At 42.4% G+C, this 13,080-nt stretch carries 5 protein-coding genes; all 5 read right to left on the reverse strand.

All coding sequences use genetic code 11. From position 1 onward, the window contains the following. Positions 1-807 precede the first annotated feature (807 nt). Complete coding sequence (locus BMW53_RS06830) at positions 808-7,194, reverse strand: Ig-like domain-containing protein (protein ID WP_074780384.1); 6,387 nt, start codon at positions 7,192-7,194, stop codon at positions 808-810. 252 nt (positions 7,195-7,446) lie between these two features. Further along, the gene (locus BMW53_RS06835; RefSeq protein WP_038556937.1) at positions 7,447-7,707 is read right to left on the reverse strand and encodes a KilA-N domain-containing protein; all 261 of its coding nucleotides are present in this window, start codon (positions 7,705-7,707) and stop codon (positions 7,447-7,449) included. A gap of 988 nt (positions 7,708-8,695) precedes the next feature. Continuing rightward, entirely contained in the window at positions 8,696-9,406 is a 711-nt protein-coding gene (locus BMW53_RS06840) for a hypothetical protein (protein WP_038556939.1), read from the reverse strand. Between the two features lie 437 nt (positions 9,407-9,843). After that, positions 9,844-10,362 (reverse strand): hypothetical protein, encoded by a 519-nt coding sequence (locus BMW53_RS06845; RefSeq protein ID WP_038556941.1) that lies wholly within the window; start codon positions 10,360-10,362, stop codon positions 9,844-9,846. 1,414 nt (positions 10,363-11,776) lie between these two features. After that, complete coding sequence (locus tag BMW53_RS06850) at positions 11,777-12,910, reverse strand: hypothetical protein (RefSeq protein ID WP_038556943.1); 1,134 nt, start codon at positions 12,908-12,910, stop codon at positions 11,777-11,779. Between the last annotated feature and the right edge of the window lie 170 nt (positions 12,911-13,080).

The following is a 13,080-nucleotide window of genomic DNA, read 5'->3' on the forward strand; positions in this document are numbered from 1 at the left end:
AACTACACTGCGATATACGCGCTAAGCGGCTCGAAACCGCTAAGCGCATTGAATTGGCACTGCTAATTGTAAAACTGTTAACTGCGACTGTAAACCTTAATCGCCAATCAGCATTGAGCCGGGGAACTATTGTCGAGCTACAATCTTCCACCTTTCTTCTTTGTGCAACTTTGTGCATCCTTAGTGAACCTTTGTGGTTTAATTTTTTACCACAAAGAGCCCAAAGTGATCTCCATGTTTCACAAAGTTCTTCTGCAATCTTTAATCGTTAATCAGTATTCGTAATTCTTTAAACACAAAGACGCGAAGACACTAAGTTTTTTTTTGAACCACAATAGACACATAGGACACAGCAGATTTATTGACTACTGTTAAGTTGTTCTATTGTAAAACTGAGAGCTGCGACTGTAAACTTTAATCGCCAATCAGCATTGAGCCGGGGAACTATTGTCGAGCTACAAGTTTCAATCTTTCACCTTTCTTCTTTGTGCAACTTTGTGCTTTCCTTGTGAACCTTTGTGGTTTAATTTTTTACCACAAAGAGCCCAAAGTGATCTTCATGTTTCACAAAGTTCTTCTGCAATCAGAAATCGCCAATCAGCATTCGTAATTCTTTAAACACAAAGACGCGAAGACACTAAGTTTTTTTTTTTGAACCACAATAGACACATAGGACACAGCAGATTTATTGACTACTGTTAAATTGTTCTGTTGTAAAACTGAGAGCTGCGACTGTAAACTGCCAACTTTCTTCCCGGTTCTGCAATCGTTAATCGCCAATCAGCATTCGTAATTCCTTAATCCTTCTTAGTACGCCAACATCACTGTACCATTCTTAACTGTACCTTTTCCATCGTTTAGTAACAGCACATAAATGTAGTTACCGGCGGGTAATCCACCTGAACGGCCAAGGGTAAGCGCGTTTTCAGAAGTTCCCCACCACCAGGCATCGTAGTAAGTTCCCCAAACATCGAGGTTACCGTAGTGTTCTTTCTCCCAAAGTTTAACACCGGCACGGTTAAAGATCATTAGTTTGGCATTCGGATATTTCTGAATACACAGAATCTGGAAGAAGTCGTGAACGTCATCGTCGTTTGGCGAGAATCCTTCAGGAATAAACAGCTCACAATTCAGCTCGGTATCCAGGTATTCCGGATAACCATCCAGGTCGAGGTCGTCGTCGCTGTAATCGCCGTTATCGTTCAGGTCTTCATTTACTGTCAGGTAATCATCATCTTCATCGTTAATATCGCGCCAGTCGCGGGTACGGTCTTCATCAAAGTCTTGCAGCGGTGCATTACTACCGGTCTCGTTGCCGTAATCGGCCCATCCATAATAGGTATCGTAAGCATCGTCCAATCCATCGCGGTCGGCATCGGTGTACCATCTCAATACATCGGCAATACCATTGTGGTCGGCATCATGGCCTTCAATCATATCAAATACACCGTCGTTGTCCGAGTCAATATCCAGGTAATCCGGCATCGAATCGCCATCGGTATCGGTCAACTCTTCGTCGAAAGTAATTACACCACCAATGGTTACGTCGTAAATATCATCCCAGCCATCGCCGTTAGAATCAACTCCTGAAGGCGGAATGTAATTGTGTTCACCCTGTCCTTCAATATTATCCGGTATTCCATCGTTATCCGAATCAATATCCATGTAATCCGGTATTCCGTCATGATCGGAATCGATCAGCCCTACCTGTTCCTCCGGCCAGTAACCACCATTCTCAATATTATCGCGGATTCCGTCGTTATCATCATCAATGTCATTCACATCGGCAACACCATCACAATCGTTATCCGGAACACGGGTGATATAAACCCATGCGGTGTCGCACAAGGATGGAAGTCCGTCGTCGCAGATCGAATACTGGAAACTATCGGTTCCGAAGAATCCATCGAACGGAATGTATTCAAAGTTTCCATCGCCGTCCAGCCAGTTAAATACACCACTATCCGGTTGAGTAATCAGGATCTGGCCTACCGTAATCTTATCTCCGGCATCCGGATCAGAATCTACACCATTTCCAAAATCGTCGCCATACAATACATTACCAAACAACTCGCCACACGGTACTTCAAAGTAATCGTCGACAGCCACAGGAGGCTCGTTGGCCGGGAGTACGGTGATGAATACAATAGCCTCACCACATTCCGGTTTACAAGGAATACCATCGTCACAAATTTCGTAGTAGAATATATCTTCACCCACGAAATCGCGGTTTGGAGTATAGGTAGCAGTACCTGTAGTTTTATCGATTACAACCGAACCATTACGTGGGCCAACCAAAACGCCTAATGATTCCAGATTGATATTCGTTTTCAGGTCGTAATCATTTTGCGTAACCGGAATTTCAACCGGCACATTCACCGCTGTAATTGCCGAGTCGTTTTGTACATTCGGCGGAGTATTACCCAATACAACAAATTCAACGGTACAGCTTCCGACATTTCCGCTCTGATCGGTAGCAAATGCTGTAATTGTTACCGGACTAGCGTCAATATCATCACAATCAAGAATATATCTATCGAGTTCGCGGCTAACAATTTCACAGTTTTCCCACTCCGAAGTGGTCAGCATATCATAAGTTAAGATATAGGTTCCATCTTCTTCGCTAAGTTGTACCGTATCGCGGCCAATACAGGTAATTTGCGGAGCAATGGTATCCAGCACCGTTACAACAGCTTCGCAACTATCTTGTAATCCGTATCCATCGGTAACCGTCAGGGTTACTGTATTGTCTCCCAGGTTCACACAATCAAAATCGGTTTTGTCGATTTCAAGCGTTACATCGGTACAATTATCAAACGACCCGTTATCAACCATTTCTGCTGTTACACCCGCTTGTCCGTTTTCATCGAGGTAAATGGTAACCGGCTGACAAATCGCCTCCGGAGGCAGTGTATCAAGCACTGTAATGGTTGCCATACATTCTGCTGAAAGTCCAACCTGGTCATATACCATTATCCGGGCCTGTGTTCCCGATCCCACATCCTCGCAGGTAATCTCTTCAATTTCAATTACTACCTCCATGTCTTCCGGTGGAGTACAATTGTCGTAAATACTATCAACCATTGCAATGGAGTCCTGAATAGTTAACTGATATTCACCGTTTTCATCGAGATAAACCGTAATGTTGGCACAGAACACCTCAGGTGCCTTGTCGTCGAGAAGCAGGAAGTAAGTGGTATCGCGGCCAATGTTTCCACAGATATCGGCAATGCTGTAATAGTAAATTAACTCGGAACGACCGGGTTCAATGTTAATTAAGGTATCGCGAACGGTAAACGACGATGGATCAATTTCACAATTATCGGAAGGCACTGGTACGCCCGATGCAATAAAATCAGCATAGGTCTGGAAATCAGAAAAAGCAGAAGAGTAACATTCGACGGTATCGCCTTCAGGAGCATTAAGTACCGGAGGAATAGTATCGTGGAAATCGATGGTTTGTGTACACGAATAAACTCTTTCGTAAATATCTTCAATGATGTAGGTACGCTCGATGGTTAAACAGTACTCGCTTGCAACAGTTACATCGGAACTTGTAATGTTATCCACTATGCCAACCGGATTAAAATATCCTCCCATGGCAATAAACTCAGCAATATTGGCTGGTGCAGGGTATTGGGTTACATCCGGGCATTCAAAAATAGTATCGGGCAGACAGCTAAACTCCGGCTCGAATTCCAACAGGGTAACCGACAAGCTATCGTAACAGCCAATCTCATCACTTACTTCCACCCAATAATCACCGGCGTAAAGGTTGGCAATGTTTGCAGTGTTTGTGGTATTACCATCAGGATAGGTCCAGTTAATGGTATACGGTTCGCTTCCGCCAGTGATATCCAGTTCGATACTTCCCACCGGGTTTGGATTATAGCCCTGATCAACGTGATCTGCATACAATTCGATGGCAGGAATAACGGTAACGATCATGGTATATGGCGCTGCATGATAACCCGAATCAGGGTAGAAAACAAACGTAAAATCGCCGGCTTCATCAGTGCGAATAGTATTCGGCAACCAGTAACCCGGAGTTCCGTTTAATGCCGTGTCGGGTAATTCGGATGCAGCAGTGTACTGGCAGAATGGGCCAATAGCCGCAAAAACTAATTCATTGGTTACTTCTATTTCCTGCTCACATTCTCTGGTATTGCCACAGAAATCAGTAACCTCGTAGGTTCGTGTAATAACTTCCGGATTGGGCTTACCATCAGAAACATCGCTTACATGGCGGAAACTTACTATTCCACAGTTATCAGCAAAACTACCTCCTGCGGCTAAAAATCCGGTAGAATCAAGCGGCGGTGGTACAATACCATTGGTTACCGCAAAACCAGGCGGACAACTTATTGTCGGCTCTTCGTCGTCATCAACAATTATCCGATGTGTAGCACTTAAGGTATTTCCACCATTATCCAGTATCGTGTAAGTGCGTACCTCTTCGTAGCAATATTCGCCTCCATTAATAATTTCTGCATCAAGCAGTTTAAAGCTGCTGGTATCCAGCCCCCAGTCTGAGAAGACTTCAACATCAGGCTGTAAGGCCAGGTATTGATCGAGTGAGTACAGGACAGGGAAACTATTCAGGTCTTCGTAACAGATTGTTGTTTCAACCGAAGACATACGCCATTCATTTGGCTCAGGCTCTGTAATTGTTGCTGTAAATATTTCCTCACAACCATTCGTATCGGTTACCGTTAAAGTATAATCACCAGCCGGCTGGTTAATCAAGTCTTCTTCCTCACCAACAATATCACCTGCCTCATTTGTCCAAACGTAGTCATAATCAGGTGTTCCACCACCAACCGAAACTTCTATGCTACCGGTTGATTCACCCATAACACGAACGTCGGTAACTGCAACGAGTGTAATTTGTATCGGATCAGGTTCAGGAATCTGAATACTGAGACTATCGGTACAACCCAATGAATCGCTTACCCATACGGTATATACATCGGCAGTCAAATCACTTATATCCTCGGTAGATGCTCCGTTACTCCATACAAAAGTATAAGGTGCTGTCCCTCCTGAAACCGTTAAATTGATGGCGCCATCAGCATACCCGTAACAGCTTACAGGAATTGAATCTGCCACAAGATCCATTGGCGGACTGATTATCAAATGTAACCTTAAGGTATCGGAGCAGGTTCCTAAATCGGATATATAATCGTAAATGCCAGACGCTGTATAGGTACTGTCGTTTCCGGCAGTCCAGGTGAATGTTTCACAGGCTGATTCATAAATCTCGGTAAGGCCGCCATCAATGATGCGAACCGTTAATGTCAGTGTGGAATCACAACCACCTACTGTTTGATATTCTGAAATATAAATACTGTCAACAAGGCTCGATATTTCCTGGTTTTCCCAGTCGGAAACAGTCTGACCGTAACAAAGAACCGCGGTACTGTCATATGTGAATCCGTCGACAATACTTACCGTCAGGGTCAGTGTTGAATCACAACCTGCTACTGTTTGATGTTCTGAAGTATAAACGCTGTCAACAAGGCTCGATATTACCTGATTTTCCCAGTCGGAAACAGTCTGCCCATAACACAGAACTGCGGTACTGTCATAACTGAAACCATCGACAATACTTACCGTAAGAGTCAGTGTTGAATCACAACCTGCTACTGTTTGATGTTCTGAAATATAAACGCTGTCAACAAGACTCGATATTTCCTGGTTTTCCCAGTCGGAAACGGTCTGACCGTAACAAAGAACCGCGGTACTGTCATAACTGAAACCATCGACAATACTTACCGTCAGGGTCAGTGTTGAGTCACAACCTGCTACTGTTTGATGTTCTGAAGTATAAACGCTGTCAACAAGACTCGATATTTCCTGGTTTTCCCAGTCGGAAACGGTCTGACCGTAACAAAGAACCGCGGTACTGTCATAACTGAAACCATCGACAATACTTACCGTCAGGGTCAGTGTTGAGTCACAACCTGCTACTGTTTGATGTTCTGAAGTATAAACGCTGTCAACAAGGCTCGATATTACCTGGTTTTCCCAGTCGGAAACAGTCTGACCGTAACAAAGAACCGCGGTACTGTCATATGTGAATCCGTCGACAATACTTACCGTCAGGGTCAGTGTTGAATCACAACCTGCTACTGTTTGATGTTCTGAAGTATAAACGCTGTCAACAAGGCTCGATATTACCTGATTTTCCCAGTCGGAAACAGTCTGCCCGTAACACAGAACTGCGGTACTGTCATAACTGAAACCATCGACAATACTTACCGTAAGGGTCAGTGTTGAATCACAACCTGCTACTGTTTGATGTTCTGAAATATAAACGCTGTCAACAAGACTCGATATTTCCTGGTTTTCCCAGTCGGAAACGGTCTGACCGTAACAAAGAACCGCGGTACTGTCATAACTGAAACCATCGACAATACTTACCGTCAGGGTCAGTGTTGAGTCACAACCTGCTACTGTTTGATGTTCTGAAGTATAAACGCTGTCAACAAGGCTCGATATTACCTGGTTTTCCCAGTCGGAAACAGTCTGCCCGTAACACAGAACTGCGGTACTGTCAATGCTTATAGAAGGACTCATTATAATGGTTACCGAATCCACTGCCGGAACACAGGTGCCGTTGTCGGCCAACCCTTCGGCAATAATAAAAAGGGTAACTTCACCATTAAGAATATCATCCGGGCCAAAACTATAGGTTGGATGCAAGTTATATTCATCACTGAATGTCCCGTCGCCGGTACTACCCCAGTAAATTTGGCTATGGTTCCAGGCGGTATCTCCGAACAAGGTATAATCATCAAAGCTACAAAGCGCGACATCGTCTCCAGCACGGGCTTCGGGAAGCGGAAATACCTTCACAGTTCCCTGCTCTATAGTATCGCAGTTGTGTTCAGAAAAAACAGTAACAACAATAGCAAATTCTCCTGGCACCTCCCATCTGTAATCCTGAATCTCATTCCCCCTCGTTGTATCCGTACCATTAATTTCTGTAAAATCAACACCGGAAAGATAAGTGGTATCAGCAAGCTGCCGATCGATAATTTCCCAGTAATACGTGTAACCGGCTTCACCATCGCGGCGATAGGTACGTTCGGCTCCCACACATACCGAATCGATGACATAGCTTTCCTGGGCAGTCACCATCGTGGTCACTACCAGAAGTATCATCATCAGTATGTATTTCTGCCGTTTCATTTTTTTAGTTACTAGTTGTCATTCCGAACGTAGAGAGGAATCTGTTTCATCAGAGCTCTGTTTTTAGTTTCAAGTTCTTTTCTCTCGCAAAGGCGCTAAGTCGCTAAGGTTTTGCCTATCGCTTTTTGCCTGTTCATTCTTTTCACTTTAGTTTTTTCGTTTTATCTACATAAATGCTGTCGTTTAGTTTTTTAATTGCTTTTATAAAGTCCTTTTCATTTAGCACCAGCAGTTGATAACGGGCTATCTCTTTCAACTTATAAAACTGTTCGATCCCGACTCGTTTCTAAACCCATCGAATTCGATGGAATTAAAATCAGGATTATTGAGCACGTCCCACAAACCCAGAAATTCTATGGTATTTCGAGTTCTCATCCAGTTTTGAATGATATAATCACTCCTTTCTGAGTCACTAAATTTGGCCATATCGGTCAGAGAAATATATTCTTTTTCATTTTGTTTGAAAAGCACAATCTCCAACTCGTTTACATTCAGCTTTGTTCTGTCCATCATTCACTTCATTTTACCTTTTGCCTTTCTACTTTTTACTTTTGCCTTTATTAATCCTTAATCCTTTCACTCCCCGGCGCTACCCCTGGCCCCTAAAGGGGAAGGCCGGCGCGTTTTTCCCAATCCTTCTGCAATCTTAAATCGTTAATCATCAATCGTTAATCTCCTCCTTTTCCTTCTGCAATCTTAAATCGTTAATCTTCATTCGTTATTATGATCCTACTCTGTGCTATAATCTTTAAACACAAAGACTCAAAGACACCAAGTTTTTTTTCTCGCAAAGACGCTAAGTCGCAAAGTTGCCTATTGCTATTTGCCTATAATTCTGCAATCTAAAATTGTTAATCATCAATCGTTAATCTCCTCCTTTTCCTTCTGCAATCGTAAATCGTTAATCATCAATCGTTAATCTCCTCCTTTTCCTTCTGCAATCGTAAATCGTTAATCATCAATCGTTAATCTCCTCCTTTTCCTTCTGCAATCATAAATCGTTAATCATCAATCGTTATTATGATCCTACTCTGTGCTATAATCTTTAAACACAAAGACTCAAAGACACCAAGTTTTTTTTCTCGCAAAGACGCTAAGTCGCAAAGTTGCCTATTGCTATTTGCCTATAATTCTGCAATCTTAAATTGTTAATCATCAATCGTTAATCTCCTCCTTTTCCTTCTGCAATCTTAAATCGTTAATCATAAATCGTTAATCTCCTTCCTTTTCTTTCTGCAATCTTAATTCGTTAATCTTCAATCGTTATTATGATCCTACTCTGTGCTATAATCTTTAAACACAAAGACTCAAAGACACCAAGTTTTTTTTCTCGCAAAGACGCTAAGTCGCAAAGTTGCCTATTGCTATTTGCCTATAATTCTGCAATCTAAAATTGTTAATCATCAATCGTTAATCTCCTTCCTTTTCCTTCTGCAATCTTAATTCGTTAATCTTCATTCTGCAATCTATTCTTAAAAATAATCCTTTCTTCACGCATTCGCTAATTCTCCTCTTTTATGTAGATGGGTTGCTGCACCGGTTTCGGGAAAATAACGATTCCCGTACTTGGCTGTTCCGATTCCGGGTACTCATAGGCCTTGCAACCGTCTTCTACACTTATTACCCAGAAAGTGGTTTCACCCACCGGCAATGGTTCGGTAACCGGAATTACCAACTCCGGATCTTCTTCTGCACCATTAAGGTTAACAACACTTGGCGTAACTGCATCGCCAATAGTATAGGTAACGGTGTACGGGCCTCTTCCGGTAAAACGAATGTATACATTTGTTGGCTCGCCAATACAAACCGAATCGGCATAAACCTCCATATCCAGTGACGATTCGGTTACTTCCATTACATACATTTCAATATTATCGGTACACGACACCTCGTCCCAAACATGAATACGAACGTAATATTCGCCCGGAGCCAGACCTGTTACCTCAACCGTACTACCCGCATACTGCCCATCAACAAAATACAGCGCCGGATCGAGCGTAGTAGCCGGATCGAGCACATCGGTTGGGCTGGGCGAGGCGTTATAAATTCCCCATACGAAATGTGTTTCAGGAATATTTGGCCGACTGGTAACACTGAAGGTCATCGTATCGCATTCCTGAATAACAATTTGTGCCGAAGCATGAGCCACAGCCAGCACAACCAGCAGTATTGCCAGGGAAAAATGGATAATATGTTGTTTTAATTGGTACATTCTATTCAGCTACGAGCTTCCAGTCTTTTCTGTCATTCCGAACGCAGAGAGGAATCTGCTGCTTTAGCGTTTTGTTGTTACAGATCTCTCGTCGTTACTCTCCTCGGGATGACAGCTTTTATTTCTTTCGTTTGTCTTTACTTTTTACACCTTCTCTTTTACACTCTTTTCGCTTACCCGAACAGCCGGTTTTTAAGCTGCAAATATTTACCTATTCTTTTGTTTATCCTCTACCGGCACTGGTAAATTGATAAACTTTTAAACTATATTTTTTACACTTTGCCTATTGCTAATTCAATATTCCCGGCGGTAACGCAACGGGCTATAACGTTTCGCCCCTTTGGGGCTATTTTGCCTATTGCCTATTCATTCCAACATCTTCATTCATCATTCCTCTTTCTCGCAAAGGCGCTAAGACGCTAAGGTTTTTTGCCTTTTTACTTTTGCCTTTTGCCTTCAACATTGACCTTTTCCTCCTGCATTCGGACATTTCCCGTGCAGTAGTGGCGGAATGCCTTTGTTGGATTTGGTGCATAAATCGCCCTGTTATGCCTTGTGTGCAGCGCTCTTTCTGTGGTATTTTTATTTTTTACCGCAGAGAGCGCTGAGTACACACAGAGGCTCACAGAGGATTTTTGATTAAGCGTGACAAACCCGTTGGCCGGTGCAAACCGAATTGCCGGTGCACGGCCACGGGGCCCGTCTCGCTGCGCATGCCGGGTAAACCCATCGCGCATATTTAGCAATAGCTGACCTAAAGTCAAGGAAAAAGTAGAAAGGAAAAAGTAAAAAGTATTGGAGCTACAAGCTTCAAGCCACAAGCTGCAAGCTTTTTGCCTTTTGCCTTTTGCTCCCGATGCTTCGATCGGGATTTCGTCCGATTTTATCGGCCTCAACTTTTGCCTTTTGATAGGCGGCGCATTGCCTTTCCAGATGTTGTGTATATTATACTTCACATTTCATCATGTTTTTAAGTTTTTCAATTCTTTGTGGCTTTGCGACTTTGTGTTTTTTCTTTTTCAACACGAAGACACCAAGACACGAAGTTCTTTTCATATACCCTTCCGGGTTTTTCTCTAAAGTGCTCCGTCTACTGACGATTGGATCTTCTTTGAGGCTTTGCGACTTTGTGTTTTTTCTTTTTCAACACGAAGACACCAAGACACGAAGTTCTTTTCATATACCCTTCCGGGTTTTTCTCTAAAGTGCTCCGTCTACTGACGATTGGATCTTCTTTGAGGCTTTGCGACTTTGTGTTTTTTCTTTTTCAACACGAAGACACCAAGACACGAAGTTCTTTTCATATACCCTTTCGGATTTTTCTCTAAAGTGCTCCGTCTACTGACGATTGGATCTTCTTTGTGGCTTTGCGACTTTGTGTTTTTTCTTTTTCAACACGAAGACACCAAGACACGAAGTTCTTTTCATATACCCTTTCGGATTTTTCTCTAAGTGCTCCGTCTACTGACGATTGGATCTTCTTTGTGGCTTTGCGACTTTGTGTTTTTTCTTTTTCAACACGAAGACACCAAGACACGAAGTTCTTTTCGTATACCCTTTCGGGCTTTTCTCTAAAGTGCTCCGTCTACTGACGATTGGATCTTCTTTGTGGCTTTGCGACTTTGTGTTTTTTCTTTTTCAACACGAAGACACCAAGACACGAAGTTCTTTTCGTATACCCTTTCGGGCTTTTCTCTAAAGTGCTCCGTCATTCGACGGTAGTTTAAACTTTGTGTTCCTTTGTGATTTCCTTTGTGCGGCTTTGTGGTACGTTTTTTTTACCACAGAGAACACGGAGTTTTCACAGCGTTTCACAGAGCTTTTTATTCATTCATAGATCTGCAATTGTTTTAAACACTAAGACTCAAAGACACGAAGTTTTTTTGCTTATTGTTATTTGCCAATTGCCTACTTTCTCATTCTAATAATCTAATACTCAAATATTCTAATCTTCTTCATAACCTTTTTAGTCACTGGTCATTTGTCATTTGCCATTGGACATTATTAGAATGTTCTTCCTAATTACTATTGACTAATGACTTCTCCTTCCTGCGCACCCCAAACCCCTAAAGGGGCTATCCTTCACACATACCTGCGCCATTTTGCATTTTTCCTAATGACTAATGACTTCTCCTAACCTGCCAACTGCGACTGATAACTGTTCACTAATTCCTTCAATCCTTCCAACCTCAATCCTTCTTACTTCAGTCCTTCTCCAAATCAGTACTTCAGTCCTTCTTCTCCCGATTGCCCAGGGCGAAGAGCAAAGGGCACGAAACCTTAGCTCCATGCGCTCTGCCCGTTGCGCGCTGCGCTATCTTGTCCCGATTAAATCGGGATTAGGTTATGAAAAAGCAAAGTTCATAACTGTTAGTTTTTAGGTTCAAATGCTTTGTCTCCAGTACCTACTGTAGTATTTGTAGTAATATTCGGTCTTGGAGTCATATCATAAGTTGCTACGTCTGTTGCAGTATTAGTACATGGAGCTGAAGCCACAGGATCTAAATCAGCTAAACCGGGAGTATCGTAACCACCATCAGATGGATCATACATAATACCGTTAACACCAAGAGTAAAGTGTGAAGCAACATCATTTTCAACATTACCATAGTCCAATAACACCCTAACAACAATACATTCTCCTCCAGGACCAACAGCACCAGTTGTAGCTTGTGCATCAACTGCTGTACTAGCAGAATTCCAAGTACCAGTTGCAGCTCCAGATGCACCAAGAATTGCTTGATCTGGATATGCCCATGAAATTTCTGCAGTGGTAACAGTTGCCCCTGTTGTATTATCTTCTACTGAGAAAGTTGGCATCCAAGAATTAACAAAGTTTGCTGCATTTACTGAAAAATAGATATAGTTTTGGCCATAATCCATTGTTAAAACATCACTCGCGTATGAAGCAGACTGAACAGGAGAAACACATTCGTTGGCATTTCCTGATGCTGGTATAGTTCCATCATCAAACATACCCGCTATATCCAAGGTAAATGCAAACGCAGGTTCAATTCGATAAACCTCGATATTATCTGAACATCCATCTTCCCCTTCAACATAGGCAACCAATAGAATAATATTTGATGTGCCATTAAAAGACTGCCACGAAATATCGATTGTAGCCTGATCGTTTCCTGTAGATTGGTTATAAATTCCATCTTCAGCGTCAAGCAAAAATAGGCTTGTACCACCATCAGCCTCTGCTGCAGCTGCTGCAGTGGATATATCATAAGCTGATATAATACCTCCTGTAGTTGTTGCATTATATACAAACCATTGAATATTTCCAGTAGTAACTGTAGGACTTACATTAATACCATATGTGTAAGTTTTCCCCGGAATTGGAGCCAATTCATTATTGTTTGTTACACAAGTTAGAGGCGTTGGAGTCACACAATCTGTTGCGCTTGCATTAACATAGTCAACATCTTGACCATAAGAGCTCGTCCCGGCAAAAATAGCCGCGACAAAAAACGTTAGAATTAAAATTTGCTTTTTCATAATATTAAATTTTTAAAGTTTGCTGTTCTTTGGTTTAAATCAGGCGAAATGCAGTGGAGATATAAACCCTCTCCCGACACGTCGGGATCTCCCTTTTCAAGGGAGAACGGTTCGTGCTCCTGGCAATTCTCCTTTCAATAAACTTCAGAACGTTTTTGTTTTGTTTGTTG

It is taken from the genome of Draconibacterium orientale (genome assembly GCF_900111425.1).
GTDB lineage: Bacteria > Bacteroidota > Bacteroidia > Bacteroidales > Prolixibacteraceae > Draconibacterium > Draconibacterium orientale.